Here is a 19229-nt window from a genome sequence, read left to right on the forward strand (position 1 = left end):
CAGGTGGTCGTGTGCAGGACAGAATTAAAGCGTGTTTTACCGAAAGTATTCAAACTCAGATTGCCGCAGCCGAAGCGTTGCCCGATGCCATCTCCCGCGCCGCTATGACGCTGGTGCAGTCGTTACTGAATGGCAATAAAATCCTGAGCTGTGGCAACGGTGCCTCATCCGCCAATGCACAGCACTTCGCCGCCAGCATGATCAACCGTTTCGAGACCGAACGCCCAAGCTTACCGGCGCTGGCGTTGAGCGCCGACAATGTGATGCTGACCGCGATTGGTAATGACCGCCTGCACGATGAGATCTATGCCAAGCAGGTGCGCGCTCTGGGACACGCAGGCGATGTGTTACTGGCTATCTCAACCCGTGGCAACACCCGTGACATCGTTAAGGCCGTGGAAGCGGCGGTAACACGCGATATGACTATCGTTGCGCTTACCGGGTATGATGGCGGAGAGCTCGCCGGACTGCTGGGTCCGCAGGATGTGGAGATCCGCATTCCGTCGCACCGCAGCGCCCGTATTCAGGAGATGCATATGCTCACCGTTAATTGCTTATGTGATCTGATCGATAACACTCTCTTTCCCCATCAGGAATGACCGAAGGAGCACGAATGAAAGCATTGAATGCTATAGCTATTCTGTTAACCGCCATGCTGCTGCAGGGCTGTGTTGCGGTTGTGGCGGGCGGCGCAGCCGTTGCCACCAAAACGGCCACCGATCCCCGTTCAGTGGGTACGCAGGTTGACGACGGTACGCTGGAGCTACGCGTGACTAACGCGCTGGCAAAAGATCAGCAGATTAAAACCGATGCGCGCGTTGTCGCCACCGCCTATCAGGGCAAAGTGTTGCTGACCGGTCAGGCGCCTTCACAGGAGATCGCCAATCGTGCCAAACAGATCACCATGGGCGTTGATGGCGCAACCGAGGTCTATAACGAGATCCGTATCGGCCAGAAAGTGACGCTGGGCACCACATCGTCAGACACCTGGATTACCACCAAAATCCGCTCGCAGCTGCTGGGCAGCGATCAGGTGAAATCCTCCAACGTGAAGGTGACGACGGAGAATGGCGAAGTGTTCCTGCTGGGTCTGGTGACACCGCAGGAAGCGCAGGCAGCGGCTGATGTCGCCAGCCGCGTCAGTGGCGTGAAGCACGTCACCACGGCCTTCACCATGCTGAAGTAATACGCAAAACGCAAAAAAGGCGGCCATGGCCGCCTTTTTTAATGCCCGATGTTCAGACGGGAATGTCGATGACCAGCGCGCGGGTCGCGGTTTTCGCCGTCAGTTGCAACAGCTTCTCTTCCTGCAAAAATGCACCATCGCCACAGCCCAGCTTCTCCTGATGATCCGTGCCGGACATCGCTTCCAGCGAACCGTGAATCGACTGCAGATAGGCACGCGGCCCCTGTAACCGCAGCGAATGCTTTTCGCCTGGTGCCAGCTCGACCTGATGAATCCACACCTGCTGACGCAGTTGCAGACTGTCGTCCATGCCATCCGGCGAGGCGATCAGCTGGGACAACCGGCCATCCGTCAGGGCGATTTTCTGCATCCGTGGATTTTCGCGCTCCGGACAGGCGGCCAGCCAGAGCTGCATGCGTGTCAGCGGTCGATCTTTGCTCAGGTTCATTTCGGTGTAACTCACGCCCGGCTGAGCAGAGAGCAGTAGCGCCTCCCCTTCCCGCACGCTGATCGTGTTGCCTTCGCTGTCGCGGTATTCAGCTTCACCCTGCAGCACGATGTTCAGCACATCAACCTGTGGATAGGTGCGCGGCTGAAAAGCAGCACCCGGCGCCAGCACTTCCTGGTTCAGTACGCGCAGCGACGCGTACCCCATCAGTTTGGGATCAAAATAGTGGCCAAAAGAGAAACTGTAGCGCGCCTGTAACCAGCCGAAATCGGCCTGACCACATGCGGACGCACTGCGTGTCGTTATCATTGTTTACCTCCAGCATCCGGTGACGAGGATCGGCCACGGACTATATGCTCCCATGGTAAAAGTCTGGACGCCGGATTGTTAGCCAGTTAATCTGCCGGGCATGTTCAAATTTCCTGACAGAGAACCGGGATGGCTAAAGAGCGTGCGTTAACCCTTGAATCTTTACGCGTTATGGATGCGATTGATCGGCGTGGCAGTTTTGCCGCGGCGGCGGATGAACTGGGACGCGTCCCTTCCGCCCTCAGCTACACCATGCAAAAGCTGGAAGAGGAGCTGGATGTGGTGCTGTTTGACCGTTCAGGTCACCGTACCAAATTTACTAACGTGGGACGCATGCTGCTGGAGCGTGGCCGGGTGCTGCTGGAAGCAGCCGATAAGCTCACCACCGATGCGGAAGCGCTGGCACGTGGCTGGGAAACCCATCTGACCATCGTCACCGAAGCACTGGTACCTGTTGATGCGCTGTTTCCGCTGGTGACGCGACTGGCCGACAAGGCCAATACGCAATTTTCACTGGTGACGGAAGTGCTGGCAGGCGCGTGGGAACGGCTGGAACAGGGCCGGGCCGATATCGTGATCGCCCCCGATATGCACTTCCGCGCCTCCACCGAGATCAATACCCGCAAGCTCTACACCATGATGAGCGTCTACGTCGCCAGTGCTGATCACCCGATTCATAACGAGCCTGAACCTCAGTCTGAAGTGACGCGGGTGAAATACCGTGGCATTGCGGTCGCAGATACCGCGCGTGAGCGTCCGGTGCTGACCGTGCAGTTACTGGATAAGCAGCAGCGCCTGACCGTGAGCAGCATGGACGATAAGCGACGTGCGCTGCTGGCTGGCCTGGGCGTGGCGACCATGCCCTATTCACTGGTAGAACAGGATATTGCGGAAGGCCGTCTGCGGGTGGTGAGTCCGGAATATACCCGTGAGGTCGATATTATTATGGCGTGGCGGCGTGACAGCATGGGCGAAGCCAAATCCTGGTGCCTGCGTGAGATCCCGCGCCTGCTGGCGAAGAAAAACTAAAGCGCTGATTCAGGGCGAGGGCCACGAGCGGCTCAGGCAATCCATCGCCACTGCCCTGAAGCGGGTGAAATCGGTGCTGTCCCGCAGGCGGGTCATCGCCCTTTCACGCAGGAACGTCACAAACAGATCGTATATCGCCATCGCCTCTTCATATTCACTTTTGCTGATCGCCAGCAGGAAAATGACATAGGCAGTATCGTCTCCCCAGGCGATGCCGTGCGGTGCCAGCACGGTGTAAACCACGGTTTTCTTTGCCAGCAGCCCCAGCGAGTGCGGCAGCGCAATGCCTTCGCCGAGCATGGTGCTGACAATCGCTTCGCGCTCTTCAACCGACGGATAGAACGCCGCATCCACAAATCCCTCCGCCTCCAGTTGATCGCACAGCTGGCGAAACAGTTCAGACTGGGTCATCGGCCTGTCGACGATATGAAAGTGCTGGGCATCAAAAAATTTCGCCAGCATATAGGGCCGGGTACGGTCCACCAGCACCAACTTGCCAATCTGTTCCAGCTGAAAACCGGTGGGAAACGGCGACATTACCACTACCGGTTTCTCTTTTTCGCTGAGCCGGATGGTAGAGATAACAAAATCTTCGTCGATGCGGCTGCGCGCCTCATACTCGCGCTGGGACAGGCGGGCCGTGACCTGCAACTGCGGATATTTGCGCAGCAGCATCGCCTCAATCATTCGCAGCGTAGAGTTACCGCTGTCGCAAACCAGCAGCACCTGCGGATGACGCTGATAACCGACGTCATAGTGGCGCTCCAGCCCGACACCGATATGCAGCACCAGAAAGCCAATCTCATTCTCGGTGATCACGTAAGGGGTATATTTTCCCCAGCTGGTCACCGCCGCTAAGGTGACATCATAGGCCATGGGATAGTGCTGTTTGATGTTGCTGAGCAGCGGGTTGGGAATATGAATCTGATAGCGCACCCGCGTAATCATGGTTTTGATGTGGGTGAGCAGGTCAGCACGCAGCTGCTGATCGTTTTGCAGATTGAAGTTGTAATGGGTGTTGATAAAGCTGAGCAGATAATCCACCAGCACGTCGGCGTCATCAGCATTGATGGCGCTGGGAGCAATCGCCTGAATGCGTCGCGCGGCGATATTGACCCGCAGCCAGTTCTCTTCCGCCGGTGAAATCGGTTTGCTGACCAGCGGACGCATCAGATTAATCAGGTGATGGGCCGCTTCACGCACCTCATCACCAATCTCCTCTGCACCCGGATCGTTAAGCGGATAGCCTTCGCTGATGCGCCGCACCGCCACGGCGCAGTAAAGCCGCAGATAGCGTTCACCCTCATCGCTGAGCCGAATATTGTGCTGAGCAAAACAGCTTTGCAGCAGCGGGCGCAGCGTCTCCAGCATGCCGCTGTTCAGCGCTTCGATAGTCAGCAGCGGGCTCTCGGGCTGCGCCTGATCAATTTGCCATAACAGGTCGGTCAGGCAGGTACGAATTGCCACTTCGCTGCCAAACAGCTTCATGCCGTAATGTGGCTTGCTCTCAATGGTGAGGTGATAGCGCCCCAGCCATTCGCGCACCTCCGCCATATCATTCTGCAGGGTCGCGCGGCTGACAAACCACTCCTCTGCCAGCTCTTCAAGTTTCAGGGAATAAGCGGCGGTAAGAAAGCGGGTCAGCAGGTAGCGAACCCGATCCGGCGAGGTGCGCGGTACCCGCAGCGGCGACGCGGTATGCTGTTGCAGATGCTGAAAGCGCTGAGCATCCTCAATCTTCAGCTGATAGCCCGCGCCGCGATTGAGGACAAACTGCGCGCCATGTTCTGCCAGCAGCGCATTCAGCGCCGTGATATCGGTACGCACGGTGCGTGTCGAGACGGCGAAACGCCGCGCCAGCTCATCCTGAGGCAGCGTTTCGTTTTGCATGGCATCGAACAGTTGCGCAAGGCGCTGATTGGGAAATCTCACAAGCGTTACCTGTTTGCAGACAGAAATAGGGAACATCAGCCTACGGAGATCGTCTCGCAACGTCCATGTTGCGCGATCTGCCTGTTGCAGGCAGATCGTGTTGATCTCTAAGCCAGCAGCGTTTTACAGATGGCCAGCAACTGCTTCACATCTTCAATGCGGGTCTCTCCGCTGGCTTTGTCGATGATCGAACTGTAGACGTGCGGGATCACTTTGCTGACGCCCGACTCCAGCGCTATGCGCACGATCTCACCGAAATTTTCCAGATCGATGCCGCCGGTTGGCTCCAGCCAGAAATCCAGTTTTGCACAGGCTTCCGCCACAGCGCGATACTCATCCACCGCCTGCAGACCGCCCATCGGGAAATATTTTACCGAGCTGCCGCCCATATCCTGCAGCATCGCGATCGCCGTTTCGACGGGCACGATCCCGTCACGCTGTTTTGAGCTGCGCGGTCCGGTGGAGATTTTCACCTGACCTGGCGTGCCGGTGGGCGAGATCAGACCGTTCACTATTGTCTTCGACTGCCCCAGCAGCGCACGGCTGGTGGCGACGCCGGTAAAGACCTGATTCACATGCTGCGGTTGCAGCACTGCCGCGATCTCACTCACCATCTGTGACTGGTTGGGATCGCCCGCACCCAGACCAATCGAGAGCGCATTATCGATCAGCGCGGCATACTCGCGCATATCGGCGATAGCGGCTTCATTGCTGGCGTAGTTTTTCGACAGCACGCCGACCAGCACATGCCCTTCTGCCGCCTGCCAGATGGCGCGCGCATTCTCTTTCGATCCCGCCAGTACGTTAAGGCAGAGACGATCCTGATAGAAATTGGGGGTCATCGTCATGCGTTTTTCTCTCCGTTTAACAGTGCCTGAATGCGGGTGAAAATAGTGTGCAATTGATCGGCGCTGACGCTGCGCACGTCTGCCTCAATGATCCCTTCGTTGGCTTTGTAGCCGCGGAAGTAGATCGCCACGTCGCCGTTTTTCAGCGCCTGCACCAGATCGCCGGTGCGCTGCTGGATCGCGGCTTCGTCAAACTTGATCTCAGCCCGGGCGATGTCGCGTCCGGCGGCGTCCCACACTACCCGGGCCGTCACGCCATTCAGACTGTTGAGCTGTTCAATGAACGGCGTCATTTTTTCTACCATCTGCGCGCCGCTGATTTTTGGCTGCGTCAGATAGTTTTCAATCGCCTGGGTCAGCCCCAGGATCCCCTCTTTGCCCACTTTCATCGCGCGGCCAATGCCGTTGGTCTGGCGCTTGACCCACTCAACGTAGTGGTGTCGGCCAATTACCAGTCCGCTGGTCGGCCCTTCAATCGCTTTTGCTCCGCTGTAGATCACCAGATCGGCACCCGCCTGGTAGTAGCATTGCAGATCCTCTTCTGCCGCCGCATCGACGATCAGCGGGACGCCATGCTGGCGCGCAACGGCCGCGGCCTGCGCCACATCGAGATGGCTCTTCTGCACACAGTGGTGCGATTTTACATAGAGGATCGCCGCGGTCTGTGGGGTGATCGCCGCCGCCAGCTGGGCGGGTGAGCACTCGTTGCTGTAACCCGCTTCCACCAGTTGCCCGCCACCCAGTGCCACCATGCTGCCGACCGGTGCGCCATAGTTCACGTTGTGCCCTTTCGGCACCACAATCTGATGCGGGACGGTCAGCGGCGCGGCATGCAGGTTATCCACCAGCCAGTCGTTGTCTTTCACAATCACCGCCGCCACGCTCTGGGCGATACCGGCCGAGGCGCAGGAGACCACCAGCGCGTTCTCCACCTTCAGCAGACCGGCGATATAAGCACCGGTCTTATCCACCAAATCTTTCATTTCGAAGTAGTGATCGAGGCCATATTTCACCGTATCGATCACCTCACTCGATGGCGTAGAGACGCCGAGGATCGTCATACGGCCAGAGGCGTTAATCACCGGCTTCAGGCCATACTTTTCATACACCGAGGTCATGCGCTTTTCCTTCTTCAGTCGCGATCCACGTACCAGCAACGACGGCCGCCAGCGGGACCAGATGCTTCTCACCTGCGACCTGTTCACCTTCTGAATCGATGAATGGCCGGGTTTCCTCTTTGACGCTAAACACAGTCAGATCGGCGTCGTAGCCGATTTTCAGCTGGCCTTTGCGCTGCAGGCGCAGTCCTGCCGCCGCATTGACCGTTACGCAGTCAATCACCTGCGGCAGGGTCATACCGACACTGAAAAATTTCGACATCACATGCGCCAGGTTGTGAACCGGTCCGGCCAGACGATTGCGGCAGTAGATGTCAGAGCTGATGGTGTCGGGCAGAATGCCCTGCGCAATCGCCGCGCGGGCGACTTCAAAGCTGAAGCTGGCACTGCCGTGGCCGACATCAAGTTTGACGCCACGCGCGATAGCCTGTTTTACCGCCGCTTTGAGTTCGCCCTGCGGCGTCAGTATACGGTTGGGTTTGCCGTTAAAGCAGTGCGTGATGATGTCACCCGTGGTGAGCAGATCCGCAATCTGGTCGAGATTGGGCGGATTATTGCCAATGTGAACCATCAGCGGCAGCCCGCCGGTTTCCTGCTGGATCGCCTTCGCTTTAATCAGCGGCTGCACACCATTCTCGCCCACCACGCTGCTGCTGATGCGCGCCTTGAGGCCGACAATAAAATCGGGCAGCCGCGCCACCGCCTGCTGCACCGCCTCGCCATCTATCTGCGTCATGTCAGCCAGCTCATTCTGGGTGACGATGCCGGTGCGGGCGATATTGATCAGCGCATAAACCTGGGTCTGTGCCGCGCGTGTCAGCCGGTAAAAGTCATCAATGTGCTCTGCGCCGGTGCTGCCCGCATCGACAACCGTGGTGACGCCATGCGCAACACCAATCGCATCCGCTTCATCATGATAAATCGGTGATTTGGGATAGCAGTGAACGTGGGAGTCGATCCAGCCTGCGCTGAGGTAGTAACGGCCAGCCAGATCGCGCTCGCGCTGTGCGTTGCCCTGCACCTTGCCTATGGCGGCGATGCGGCCATCCTGCAGCGCAATGTCGACCACCTGCTCATCGCTGAGACGCGCACCGCGAATAATCAAGTCGTACATGGTTTCTCCTTAACGGCAGCCCGCTGCCGGGCTGCCGGTGAGATCAGAGAGCAATCGGAAACAGTGCCCCAAGGATCATCGCGCCGAGGATGGCGCCGCCGGTAATGGGCTTGTTCCAGAGATAGAAGAGCAGCGCGCCCAGCAGCGAACCCAGGCCAATCGGAATGGATGCCGCCATGGCTGACAGGATGATCAGCGGCCCCAGAAAGCGCCCCGAGGCATTACCCGCACCCATCATCACGTCTGCGCCGTAGGTTGAGTCGCTCTGATTGATGGTGAATTTACGCGCCAGAATAATCAGGTAGCCAATCGCCACACCAATCACCAGGCGCGTCGCCAGCGAGGCAGCGAAGTTCGCCACCGGGAAGACAATGCCCGCACCCAGCAGCAGTGCCGGAACGCCCAGCCCGACGCCGGTCTGAATCGCCCCGCCGATATCCAGAATGCCCACCAGCGAGCCTTCGATGATACGGGCGAACAGGAAGCTGGCACCAAAGGCGGCGACCGCGCCGTAGACGCCGGTCTCCATGCCTGCGCGCAGCATCGACACAAACGCCACTTCGTTGAACGCGCCGATGCCATAGAGGTAATACATGTGTGTCCCGGCAAAGACGCCAGAAGAGAGCAGGCCAACAAAGATCGGGAAAGACCAGTCGGCGTACCAGAAGCCTTTATTTTCGTTCATCGCATCGCCTCTTATTTGCCGCTGACTGAGTTGTGGATCATGTCGAGCCAGCCGGGAATGCCGAGCTGGAAGGACTGCAGCAGCTTCATGTCGAAACCACGGAAGAAGCCGCTCAGCACAAACAGCAGCACGATGGCGGTCATCATGACTTTGGTGACCCGGTTCCAGCCGCTCTCTTCCACGCCTTTACCGATCAGGATACCCAGCACCAGCCCCGGCACGGCGTTGCCCATGATCAGCTGCGCCAGACCGCCAAAAATGGTGGCCCAGAAGCCTGACTTTCTGCCCGCGTCGATCGCCGCCAGCCAGAAGATCACCGGCATGACGGTGTTCACCAGCAGGTTAGCGGCGGGCACCAGCACTTTGACCGCCGTGACCTGCAGCGCAGCCGGAACAGCCGAGGCGGTGGAGTTGAGGAAGGCGACCACGATCATGCCGATGATGCCGCAGGCGATGGCCATTTTTTTCGGATCGTGCAGCGTCTCCGCCACATTACGATTCTTCACCATCAAGGCGGCCGCACCCCAGTTTGGAATGATGCGATGATCCACATCCTGAGTGAATGAACCGGCTGCAACCGACGATGCCCAGGCATTGAAAAAGAAGCCAAGACCAAAGGAGAAGTGGGATGCCGGATCGCCCTCGCACGAGTTCAGTTCGCCCAGCGTACGGAAAGCGCCCATGCCCTGAGTGGTTGGCGCGTGGAACATGCGCGCCGCACCCGCACCGACGCCGACCCCTACCAGCCCGCCAATGATCAACGACTTAAACAAAATGATTAAAAACATGTTGTTGTACCTTGTTGTCGTTTTTACCTGCCCTATCCACGCCGCCGAATCGCCCACGCCTGATCATCGCGATGTCGCGACAGCAGAGCATCGGGCAAACGGCTGGCTGGCGTTAACAGGCTCTGCTTTACGATGCCGCCGTGAACGCCACCTGTTCGGTGTCGAAAACGGTGACGCTGACGGTGATCTCCAGCGTGACGCTGAAGCTCCGCCGTTGGCGCGCCAGAAAGAAGAAGAGAAACTTCTCGGTTTTGACGCTCTCCTGCGCGCGCAGTACCCGGACATCCTGAGGTTCAATGCGCAGCAGAATTTTTTGCGTCGCGCGCAGCACCTGGTTCTGCACACGACTCAGGGCATCGGCAAAGGCTTTCGCTTTGGTGTCGCCTTTGCCCTCGACCGTCACCTGGGTAACGTATTGTTCTTTCATAATCAGCTGCCGTGCTTCTTGTTCCAGGCCTGCACCAGCCGCTCGCCTAACTCTTCTTTATCCATAAAGCCGAAGCCCAGCACCGTGGCACCTTCATTAATGGCGGTGACGCCTTCGTCGACAGAACGCATGCCATGCTTTGCTTTGTAGCCATATTTGTTCTGAGCGGTGATAGCACCGGCGCCGCCGCTGCCGCAGAACGAGATGCCGAAATCGGCGTTTTCCGCCTTCATCACGTCACCCAGTTTCATGTCAGCGGCGACACCTGGCACCACGACGGCACGGCCACCCGCTTTTTCGATGCCCGCCGCCACTTTCTGTCCTTTACCTAAACGATCACCAATCACTACTGTTACCATCTTATGTTCCTCTCTGGTTGTTTGATCGCGCGACTTCAATATGCACTGACAGCAGCCAGGCCTCTTCGCGGGGCAGATTGCCAAACAGATCGACGACCTGCTGCGCCAGCGCTAACGTTTCCGGCGGAATATCCTCAAACAGCTCCGCTTCCACTTCCGGCAGCGGCTCACCGCTCAGCGAGCGTGACGCCATGGCACCGACATGCGATTGCAGCATCTGCTGCTGAACCGCATTGGGCTGAATACCCTGCTGCTGATAGATCGCAGCAATCTGCGTCATCACGCTGTCAGCCAGCTGTTGCACTTTCTCAGGTGCCGCTTCATACACCGGGACGCCGTTATTACTCACCTTGCTACTCCTGTTAAACCGGATAATTCGCGTTAAAAACAAATTAGCGGTCATCGCCCCGGCTGTGGAGAGGCAACATTTCCAGCAGCAAGTGGAAATTGAAGTGAAGGTTGTGCGTCAGATCGCAGGCTGCATGCTTAGTGCGACACGCGTCGCAGAATGCATAATTTGATGGATTTAACCGAGAAAAGCGGTGATGTTGTGCGGCGACAAGCCGGAAGCGCTGGGGTTCAGGGTACGGTGATAAGCAGAAGTGATGGTAAAAAACCGCCGGCCTGGCTGGCCGGCGATCTGATTAACGGAATTTCTTATGGTTGGTATTGCGGATGTCGTCGAACTTCGCTGCTTCGCGTTTCGCCCCGTCCACATTGTTGGCTTTCGCCAGCGCGCTGACCACATCGATCTGCGCGATCAGCGAGTCGATACCGGCATGGAAATCTTTCACCTGTGGGCTGTCAGCCGGCTGGCCTTCCAGCTTATCCGGCGTGCCCTGTCGCGCATCCTGCGCTGCGGCACGCATTTTGGTTAACGCCTGCTGCATCTCCTGAGCATTGTCACTTTTTTTGACGATTTTCAGGTTCGCATTCAGTGTATCCATATCCTGCTCCAGATCCGCCGCATAGAGACTGACGCTGGAGAACAACAGAGAAGCCGACAACATTACAATCACATGCTTACGCATCATTACTTCCTTTTTATTGTGATGAAAAAAAAGCAGCCAACCGGCTGCTTCAGGAATCCATCTTTATTGTCCCGCTATCTTCATCTCAGGCAGTAACACTGAACCGCACTGGATATTGCTGCGGGTTTCAATATCGTCACCGATGGTAACCATATTGCGCCACATCTCTTTGAGATTTCCGGCTATAGTCACTTCGCTGACCGGGTACTGGATAACGCCATTCTCGACCCAGAACCCGGCCGCACCGCGTGAGTAATCACCGGTAATGGCGCTGACCCCCTGTCCCATCAGTTCGGTCACCACTAACCCGGTGCCCATCTGCTTCAGCAGGTCGTCAAAGCTGTGGCCCTGACCCGCAATGCGCCAGTTATGAATGCCGCCAGCGTGACCGGTGCTGGTCAGGCCCAGTTTGCGGGCTGAGTAGCTGGTTAACAGCCAGGTCTGCAGCACGCCATCTTTGATGATGTCGCGCGCCTGGGTACGCACCCCTTCGCTGTCGAATGGCGTGGAGGCGAGCCCTTTCAGCAGATGCGGCTGTTCATTGATGGTGAGCCACTCCGGCAGGATCTGCTGACCCATAGAATCCAGCAGGAAGGTCGATTTACGGTAAACGTTGCCGCCGCTGATCGCGCCAACCAGATGACCAAATAAGCCGGTTGCCACTTCTGAGGCGAAAATCACCGGGGCTTTCATGGTCGGAAGTTTACGCGGTGCCAGACGAGAGAGCGTGCGGCGCGCGCACTCTGCACCGACCCACTCCGGGCTCTTCAAATCTTCAAACGCGCGCCCAATGGTGTAGGCGTAGTCGCGCTCCATGTTGCCATCCTGCTCGGCAATCACGCTGCTGGAGAGCGAGTGACGGCTTGAGCAGTAGCTCTGTAACATACCGTGGCTGTTGCCAAAGACTTTGATGCCGACGTGGCTGTTGAAGCTGCCACCTTCAGTGTTGGTAATACGCTTGTCGGCGCGCAGTGATGCCTGTTCCGCCTGCGCAGCCAGTTCAATGGCGCGGTCAGCATCAATCTCCCACGGATGGTAGAGATCCAGGTCTGGCGCATCATAGGCCAGCAGCTCTGCGTCGGCCGGACCGGCAAAGGGATCGGGCGAGGTATAGCGTGCAATATCAATCGCCGCCTGCACGGTGCGTTTGATCGCGTCCGGGCTGAGGTCGGTCGATGAGGCGCTGCCTTTACGATTCTGATGATAGACGGTGATGCCCAGCGCACCGTCGCTGTTGAATTCGACGTTTTCCACTTCGCCATAGCGGGTGCTGACCCCGATGCCGGTGGTTTTACTGACTGCCACTTCCGCGCTGTCAGTGCTTGCTTTAGCCAGTTCAAGTGCCTGCGCAATGGCCTGCTCCAGTACTTTTCGCTGTTCTGCAACCTGAGTAGATACGTTCATCGACCTGCCGTCTAATCTTATGTGTGAATGATTTGAGTCTATCAGAGTCAGAGAACAATTTCGCAGTCACCCGATAAACTGGTAGGATTAGCCTCTTTTTTTTGGGAGCCCGGAAATGACCAAACAGCCCGATGAGTGGCTCGACGATGTGCCAGATAATGACGAAGAAGAAGATGAAGAGATTATCTGGGTCAGTAAGAGTGAAATTAAACGCGATGCAGAAGAGTTAAAGCGCCTGGGTGCCGAACTGGTTGATCTGGGTAAAAACTCGCTGGATAAAATCCCGCTGGATGAGCGCCTGCGTACCGAAGTTGAACTGGCACAGCGCATCAAGAAAGAGGGTCGCCGCCGTCAGCTGCAGCTGATCGGTAAACTGCTGCGCAGTATTGATGTGGAGCCGATCCGCGTTGCGCTGGATAAGCTCAATAATCGCCATAACCAGCAGGTTGCGCTGTTCCATAAACTGGAAATGCTGCGCGATCGTCTGATTGAACAGGGTGATGAAGCGATGGGCGACGTGATTGCGCTTTATCCCGATGCCGATCGTCAGCAGTTACGCAGCATGATCCGTAACGCGCAGAAAGAGAAAGCGGGCAGCAAGCCGCCGAAGTCTGCCCGTCAGATTTTCCAGTATCTGCGCGAACTGGCCGAAGCGAAGTAACGCCATGGCGGGCAGCCTCGCCCGCCTCCCGGCAGCGCATTTATCGATAGATATAGAGAATACCGGTGCGCAACCGCAGCTGGCGTTCGCTCGATGTCGCAGAACGTCCGATATCGCCAAAGGTGACGTAAGGCACCCAGACGCGATCGTTGCCAAGCGCATAATCGAACTGTAACTCCTGTTCGTAATCGTCATGTTTATTGGCAAAGAGTTTCGCATCCGCGTGCTTATACACCAGCTTATAGGTAGTGGTCAGCCGATCGCTTTTATTTCGCAGATAGAGATCAAAACGGTTGGCAGTACGATGCCGGTCAGTATCGCAATAATCAATACCGCCGGTGCGGCATTGATCGTCATGCGCATAATCGGTCAGCTCAAGACGATAAAGGCCACCGAGAGACCAGCGATCATTAAATTTATACCAGGGTGCCACACCAAATTTCCATTCAGTGCGCGAGGAGTTAAACTCTGGCTGAATAAAAGGCGACACTGTCCAGTTCCCCCAGTAATACGATTTCAGAAAGGTCACCTCCACCACATTTAACACGGTGTCGTTATAATATTTGTCTTTTGGATCGGCGCCGCCGGTTTTGAATTTGGTTTCGACGCCGAGAAACATATTGTCCGGCAGCGTGGTGCTCAGACCCAGCTTGTCGTAGTGCGTGCGGTCGCGAAGGCGGTACTCATGCCGGTAATCAACGGTGGCCGTGGCCAGCGCCGCAGCAGAACTGCATAACAACGCGGCGCCCAGCAAAAACGACAATGAATTATTATTTCCCATATGAACATCCTTATTAGTGGTAATCAGAGCAATGAATTATCCGAACTCATTCGTTTAACCCATAGTTAACTTATATTTAAAATCCTCATCAATATAAGATCGCGCATAAAGAGAATCTGTTATTTATTCCTTTAACTTTAACGCGTTAATTATTATTCCTCAGTCGCTACAGGGATGATGCTAGAAATAACCGGCGAGAGCGGCCTTTCTGTTTCAGACACTAATAAGAAAAATATGGCAACGGCAGGAAGAGTGAGTAGATCGAATTCAAAAATATGCGGGATTTATTGAGGGAATAATATTTCCGGAGATAATGCTTTTAAAAAAAAAGCGCCCGAAACGGGCGCCTGTGACATTATGCCAGCCTGTCCAGCAGCTTCTGGTGGATGCCACCAAACCCGCCGTTGCTCATGACCAGAATCGTGTCGCCTGGCTGAGCGGCTTTGGCCACCATTTCCACCAGGGTATCGATATCCGCGCTCCAGTGCGCAGGCGGAATGCACGCTTCTGCAACATCTGATACCTGCCACGGAATATGGTGCGGCTGGAACAGAAAGACCTCATCAGCACGCGCCAGCGACGGTGCCAGATCGTTCTTGCTGACGCCCATCTTCATGGTATTGGAGCGTGGCTCCAGCACAGCCAGGATACGCGCTCTGCCGCCAACTTTGCTGCGCAGGGCAGCCAGCGTCGCCAGAATCGCGGTCGGATGGTGGGCGAAGTCATCATAGACTTTGATGCTGTTCACTTCGCCGCGCAGCTCCAGCCGTCGACGCGCATTTATAAAGCTGTTCAGCGCCTGGCCTGCATCTTCCGGCTTCACACCCACATGGCGCGCGGCAGCAATCGCCATCAGCCCGTTGTGCATATTGTGTTCACCCACCAGCGCCCAGTTCACTTCCCCGACTTTTTCGCCGTCGAGCCAGATTTCCCAGTGAGACGCATCGTTGGTGAGCTTCTTCGCCTGCCAGCGCCCGTGCTCGCCCACGTTCTCCTGCTCGCTCCAGCAGCCCATTGCCATCACCTGTTTGAGGTTAGGATCATGTTCCGGCAGCAGGATCTTGCCCTGGCCCGGCACGATCCGCACCAGATGGTGGAACTGCTTCTGAATCGCCCGCAGATCGTCAAAGATATCGGCGTGATCAAACTCAAGATTATTGAGGATCAGCGTACGTGGGCAGTAATGGACAAACTTGGAACGCTTATCGAAAAACGCGCAGTCGTACTCATCCGCCTCAATCACGAAGAATGGACTTTTTCCTAATTTTGCTGAGACATCGAAGTTTCCGGGTACACCACCAATAATAAAGCCTGGCTCAAGGCCGCAGGCCTCAAGAATCCACGCTGCCATGCCGGCTGTGGTGGTTTTGCCGTGGGTTCCCGCGACCGCCAGCACCCAGCGATCGCGCAGCACGAAATCGTGCAGCCACTGCGGGCCAGAGAGGTAAGGAATGTTGCGTTCCAGCACCGCTTCCACGCAAGGATTACCCCGCGTCATCGCGTTGCCGATAATCACCAGGTCAGGCACCGGGTCAAGCTGACTGGCGTCGTAACCTTCTGTTAATTCAATACCTTGCTGTTCAAGCAGAGTACTCATAGGTGGGTAAACGTTGGCGTCTGACCCGGTCACCTGATGACCAAGTGAACGGGCCAGCATCGCCAGACCGCCCATAAAAGTGCCACAAATCCCGAGGATGTGAATGCGCATTACGTGATCCATTACTCAAAAGTTCGGCGCACAGTGTAACGCCGCTCGCAGATGGAAGAAACGGATTAGGACTATGGTTTTTGAAGTTCAATCGGCTAAACTGCGTACGCATCCGTTGGCAGACTGTTACGCGTGCTGCCACTCCATCGAAGATTCAGGGAATGTGTTATGAAAACGTTGGGCGAATTTATCGTCGAGAAGCAGCATGACTTTCCGCACGCTACAGGTGAACTGACAGCGCTGATTTCCGCTATTAAGCTGGGTGCCAAAATCATCCACCGCGATATCAACAAAGCCGGTTTAGTGGATATTCTGGGTGCCAGCGGCGTCGAGAATATTCAGGGTGAGCAGCAGATGAAACTTGATCTGTTTGCCAACGAGAAACTGAAGGCAGCACTGAAAGCACGCGGCATCGTCGCCGGTATCGCTTCTGAGGAAGAAGACGAGTTTGTGATCTTTGAAGGTGAAGAAAACGGTAAGTACGTGGTGTTAATGGATCCACTGGATGGTTCTTCTAACATTGACGTTAACGTTTCCGTCGGCACTATTTTCTCTATCTACCGCCGCGTCAGCGAGCCGGGTACGCCGGTTGTTGAAGCGGACTTCATGCAGCCAGGCAACAAGCAGGTCGCTGCCGGTTACGTGGTTTACGGCTCCTCCACCATGATGGTTTATACCACCGGTGCAGGCGTGCATGCGTTTACTTACGATCCGTCTCTGGGTGTGTTCTGCCTCAGCCACGAACGTATGACCTATCCACCAACGGGTTACACCTACTCCATTAACGAAGGTAACTACATTCGTTTCCCGCAGGGTGTGAAGAAATATCTGAAGTTCTGTCAGGAAGAGGATCTGCCAACGCACCGTCCTTATACCTCACGTTACATCGGATCGCTGGTCGCGGATTTCCATCGTAATCTGCTGAAAGGCGGCATCTACCTCTATCCAAGCACCGCCAGCCATCCTCAGGGTAAGCTGCGTCTGCTGTATGAGTGCAACCCGATGGCGTTCCTGGCAGAGCAGGCGGGCGGTAAAGCCAGCGACGGTCAGAAGCGTATTCTGGATATTCCACCGGTCACGCTGCACCAGCGCTGTCCGTTCTACTGCGGTAACGAGGCGATGGTGAACGACGTTGAGCGTTTCCTGGCCGAGTTCCCGGATTGCCGTCAGGGTTAATCCGGCAGGGGTATAAAAAGTCATATAAAAAGTAAGGGCGCGATTTTCGCGCCCTTGCTGTTTTTACGCCGTCTGCAACCTGAACTGCGCCATGGTTGCCTGAAGCTGATCGGACTGCGCTTCCAGCGACTGGGTCGCGGCGGTTGCCTGCTCCACCAGCGCCGCGTTCTGCTGCGCCGCCGCATCCATCTGTGTGACCGCCAGATTGACCTGCTCAATGCCACGGCTCTGTTCGTCGGAGGCCATCGAGATTTCTTTCATCAGTGCCGTTACGCGCATGACCTCACCAGAAATCTCATCCATGGTTTCCCCGGCCCGCGTCGCCATCTCGCTGCCCTCTTTGACCCGCGACTGTGAATCACTAATCAGCGTACGGATCTCTTTGGCCGCGTTAGCGCTGCGCTGTGCCAGCGTGCGCACTTCATTTGCCACCACCGCAAAGCCACGGCCCTGTTCGCCTGCGCGCGCCGCTTCAACGGCCGCGTTGAGCGCCAGGATATTGGTCTGGAAGGCGATACCATCAATCACGCCAAGAATGTCGCCGATACGATTGGCACTGTCGGTAATCTCATGCATTTTTTCCATCACATAGCAGACCACCTCCGCGCCGCGATCGGCAGTATCAGAGACCGCGTTAGCCAGCTGGTGCGCCTGCTGGGCGTTGCTGGCGTTAAGCCGCACGGTTGCCGTGAGCTGCTCCATGCTGGCGGCCGTCTGCTCCAGCGAGGCGGCGGACTCTTCGGTACGCTGCGACAGATTGACGTTGCCCGCGGCCAGTTCACGACTGCCGATGTCGATCTGCATACTCGCTTCGCGCACCTGACTCACCGAGGTACGCAACGACTGCTGCATCCCGGCGAGCGCATGATTAAGCCGCCCCAGCTCATTGTTGCCCGACGGTGGCAGCGCCTGCGAGAGGTCGCCCGCCGCGACCTGCTCAAGATGGAGAATGGCCAGGTTCAGCGGCTGCAGCAGCATCCGGCGCAGCAGTTGCCAGGCGAGCACCAGCAGCAGCAGTGTTAATACCACCGCCACGGCGATCAGGATTTTCATTTTGGTTTCGTTGTAGGCCGCCTGCGCCAGCTGGGCCTGGGTGATCTGATCGGCCAGCTGGCTGAAGTCCGTGACGGCCTTGTTGTAGCTGGCTGCCAGCGTCGCCAGGTTGCCTTCCAGCAACTGGTAATACTCGTCGGTATATTGCTTATCCAGGGCGTTCATCATCGGTTTGATGCCCTGGTCGAGATAGGCTTTGTAACTGGCCGAAACTGCATCAGCCAGCTTTTTGCCGTGCGCCGTCACCGTTCCGGCGTCTACAAAGCGCTTCAGGCTTTGCTGTGATGAGACCACATCCGCCTGCGACAGTTTTGTTACTGCCGCCCCCTCTTCCAGTAAACCAATTTCAATTTTACGCACCGCCAGCGCGGCGTTAGCGCGGGCCCGCATCAGATCGGCATTGCTCTGGTAAAGACTGTTCAGCTCGATCCCCTGAATGCGGTTGATCACATCCAGCGAGCGATTCCCTTTGTTAATTGCCACGATACCCATAAAACTCACCGCCAACAGCAGCAGTGTCATAAATGCCAGCAATGCCAGCAACCCCGTGCGAAGTGATAACTGTTTCATCCAGATAGTTTCCGTGTATGTGAAAAGGCAAATTTTCCAGCGGCCCTAAAACGGATGAAGTATCGGCAGTAACGGCGCGAAACTTTAACCCTGATTAGTGTTAACAACTTGATCATCACGGGAACATCCATCAAGCTAATCGCCGCTTATCCGTTATCCGGAGAAAAGAATGAAACCAGGATTACTTCTGATGCTGCTGTGCCTCAGCACGGCGGTGCTGGCAGAGGATCTGCCGACAGACGCCTCGCCCGATCGCTGCCTCAATGACGCCTCGACTACCCTTGCCATGAACCAGTGCTACGCTGCGGCCAATCGGGCCTGGGATCAGGAGATGAATAAGCAGTACAACAAACTGATGAAAACCCTCTCCGGCGAACCTAAAAACAAACTGCGTGCCGCGCAACGCGCCTGGATGAGCTACCGCGACAGCTGGCTTGAGGCGAGCCGCAGCCAGCTCAGTTCACAAGGCACGCTGGGCAGCGTTTCGCTGAGCGCTCAGAGCCTGAGCCTGGTGCGCAATCAGGCACTGATGTTGCAGTCACTTGGTAAAGGCAGCTGTGCTAACCCCGATGACTGCTGATCGATAACCGGCTTTAGCGCTG

21 protein-coding genes are annotated in these 19229 nt (G+C 56.5%); 6 read left to right on the plus strand and 15 right to left on the minus strand.

Annotation, left to right across the window (positions count from 1 at the left end):
* Positions 1 to 11 precede the first annotated feature (11 nt).
* Entirely contained in the window at positions 12 to 599 is a 588-nt protein-coding gene (gene diaA / locus ACO6VX_RS12705) for a DnaA initiator-associating protein DiaA (RefSeq protein WP_010256507.1), read from the plus strand.
* 14 nt (positions 600 to 613) lie between these two features.
* Positions 614 to 1186 (plus strand): division/outer membrane stress-associated lipid-binding lipoprotein, encoded by a 573-nt coding sequence (dolP, locus tag ACO6VX_RS12710; RefSeq protein ID WP_003855537.1) that lies wholly within the window; start codon positions 614 to 616, stop codon positions 1184 to 1186.
* Positions 1187 to 1238: 52 nt separating this feature from the next.
* Here the strand turns inward: dolP and ACO6VX_RS12715 are convergent, their stop codons facing one another.
* Entirely contained in the window at positions 1239 to 1943 is a 705-nt protein-coding gene (locus ACO6VX_RS12715) for a pirin family protein (protein WP_010256500.1), read from the minus strand.
* A 129-nt stretch (positions 1944 to 2072) separates the two neighbouring features.
* On the opposite strand from ACO6VX_RS12715, the gene ACO6VX_RS12720 reads away from it, so the two are divergent.
* Positions 2073 to 2972, plus strand: coding sequence for a LysR family transcriptional regulator (locus tag ACO6VX_RS12720; protein WP_010256496.1), 900 nt, complete (start codon positions 2073 to 2075; stop codon positions 2970 to 2972).
* Positions 2973 to 2981: 9 nt separating this feature from the next.
* Here the strand turns inward: ACO6VX_RS12720 and ACO6VX_RS12725 are convergent, their stop codons facing one another.
* The 11 genes from ACO6VX_RS12725 to pmbA all read right to left on the minus strand — a co-directional run bounded on the left by ACO6VX_RS12725 (position 2982) and on the right by pmbA (position 12678).
* Positions 2982 to 4904 carry a BglG family transcription antiterminator gene (locus ACO6VX_RS12725; RefSeq protein WP_422458167.1) on the minus strand — a complete coding sequence of 641 codons (1923 nt, stop codon included), beginning with the start codon at positions 4902 to 4904 and terminating at the stop codon, positions 2982 to 2984.
* 107 nt (positions 4905 to 5011) lie between these two features.
* The gene (gene dagF / locus ACO6VX_RS12730; protein ID WP_422458168.1) at positions 5012 to 5752 is read right to left on the minus strand and encodes a 2-dehydro-3-deoxy-phosphogluconate aldolase; all 741 of its coding nucleotides are present in this window, start codon (positions 5750 to 5752) and stop codon (positions 5012 to 5014) included.
* Complete coding sequence (locus tag ACO6VX_RS12735) at positions 5749 to 6870, minus strand: DgaE family pyridoxal phosphate-dependent ammonia lyase (protein ID WP_033769812.1); 1122 nt, start codon at positions 6868 to 6870, stop codon at positions 5749 to 5751. The genes dagF and ACO6VX_RS12735 overlap by 4 nt, the downstream gene beginning before the upstream one ends.
* A complete protein-coding gene (locus ACO6VX_RS12740) occupies positions 6854 to 7984 on the minus strand; it encodes an amidohydrolase/deacetylase family metallohydrolase (protein ID WP_422458169.1) in 1131 nt (376 codons plus the stop codon). The genes ACO6VX_RS12735 and ACO6VX_RS12740 overlap by 17 nt, the downstream gene beginning before the upstream one ends.
* 43 nt (positions 7985 to 8027) lie before the next feature.
* A complete protein-coding gene (locus ACO6VX_RS12745; RefSeq protein ID WP_422458170.1) occupies positions 8028 to 8669 on the minus strand; it encodes a DUF4310 family protein in 642 nt (213 codons plus the stop codon).
* A gap of 11 nt (positions 8670 to 8680) precedes the next feature.
* The gene (locus ACO6VX_RS12750; RefSeq protein ID WP_010256480.1) at positions 8681 to 9457 is read right to left on the minus strand and encodes a DUF4311 domain-containing protein; all 777 of its coding nucleotides are present in this window, start codon (positions 9455 to 9457) and stop codon (positions 8681 to 8683) included.
* A gap of 127 nt (positions 9458 to 9584) precedes the next feature.
* On the minus strand, positions 9585 to 9884 hold the full coding sequence (locus ACO6VX_RS12755) for a DUF4312 family protein (RefSeq protein WP_010256479.1): 300 nt from the start codon (positions 9882 to 9884) through the stop codon (positions 9585 to 9587).
* A gap of 2 nt (positions 9885 to 9886) precedes the next feature.
* Positions 9887 to 10243 carry an SFCGS family glycine-rich protein gene (locus tag ACO6VX_RS12760; RefSeq protein ID WP_010256477.1) on the minus strand — a complete coding sequence of 119 codons (357 nt, stop codon included), beginning with the start codon at positions 10241 to 10243 and terminating at the stop codon, positions 9887 to 9889.
* A 1-nt stretch (position 10244) separates the two neighbouring features.
* Complete coding sequence (locus ACO6VX_RS12765; RefSeq protein ID WP_022623928.1) at positions 10245 to 10592, minus strand: glycine dehydrogenase; 348 nt, start codon at positions 10590 to 10592, stop codon at positions 10245 to 10247.
* 295 nt (positions 10593 to 10887) lie between these two features.
* Positions 10888 to 11274 carry a cytochrome b562 gene (cybC, locus tag ACO6VX_RS12770; protein ID WP_158149708.1) on the minus strand — a complete coding sequence of 129 codons (387 nt, stop codon included), beginning with the start codon at positions 11272 to 11274 and terminating at the stop codon, positions 10888 to 10890.
* A gap of 63 nt (positions 11275 to 11337) precedes the next feature.
* Positions 11338 to 12678 (minus strand): metalloprotease PmbA, encoded by a 1341-nt coding sequence (pmbA, locus tag ACO6VX_RS12775; RefSeq protein ID WP_010256470.1) that lies wholly within the window; start codon positions 12676 to 12678, stop codon positions 11338 to 11340.
* A 115-nt stretch (positions 12679 to 12793) separates the two neighbouring features.
* Between pmbA and yjgA the strand changes: the two genes are divergently transcribed.
* Positions 12794 to 13339: a ribosome biogenesis factor YjgA gene (gene yjgA / locus ACO6VX_RS12780; RefSeq protein WP_010256467.1), complete on the plus strand. Its 546-nt coding sequence runs from the start codon at positions 12794 to 12796 to the stop codon at positions 13337 to 13339.
* A gap of 40 nt (positions 13340 to 13379) precedes the next feature.
* On the opposite strand, the gene ACO6VX_RS12785 is transcribed toward yjgA, so the two are convergent.
* Entirely contained in the window at positions 13380 to 14120 is a 741-nt protein-coding gene (locus ACO6VX_RS12785; RefSeq protein WP_010256466.1) for an oligogalacturonate-specific porin KdgM family protein, read from the minus strand.
* Positions 14121 to 14475: 355 nt separating this feature from the next.
* Positions 14476 to 15828, minus strand: coding sequence for a UDP-N-acetylmuramate:L-alanyl-gamma-D-glutamyl-meso-diaminopimelate ligase (gene mpl, locus ACO6VX_RS12790; RefSeq protein WP_010256463.1), 1353 nt, complete (start codon positions 15826 to 15828; stop codon positions 14476 to 14478).
* 168 nt (positions 15829 to 15996) lie between these two features.
* Here mpl and fbp point away from each other — a divergent pair, with 168 nt between their 5' ends.
* Positions 15997 to 17004 carry a class 1 fructose-bisphosphatase gene (gene fbp / locus ACO6VX_RS12795; RefSeq protein ID WP_010256459.1) on the plus strand — a complete coding sequence of 336 codons (1008 nt, stop codon included), beginning with the start codon at positions 15997 to 15999 and terminating at the stop codon, positions 17002 to 17004.
* A 63-nt stretch (positions 17005 to 17067) separates the two neighbouring features.
* On the opposite strand, the gene ACO6VX_RS12800 is transcribed toward fbp, so the two are convergent.
* Positions 17068 to 18627, minus strand: coding sequence for a methyl-accepting chemotaxis protein (locus ACO6VX_RS12800; RefSeq protein WP_010256457.1), 1560 nt, complete (start codon positions 18625 to 18627; stop codon positions 17068 to 17070).
* A gap of 169 nt (positions 18628 to 18796) precedes the next feature.
* Here ACO6VX_RS12800 and ACO6VX_RS12805 point away from each other — a divergent pair, with 169 nt between their 5' ends.
* Positions 18797 to 19207, plus strand: a complete 411-nt coding sequence (locus ACO6VX_RS12805; protein ID WP_187512085.1) for a lysozyme inhibitor LprI family protein — start codon at positions 18797 to 18799, stop codon at positions 19205 to 19207.
* The last annotated feature ends 22 nt before the right edge of the window (positions 19208 to 19229 follow it).

The sequence above is a fragment of the Pantoea sp. BJFS-204 genome (genome assembly GCF_049310725.1).
GTDB lineage: Bacteria > Pseudomonadota > Gammaproteobacteria > Enterobacterales > Enterobacteriaceae > Pantoea > Pantoea agglomerans.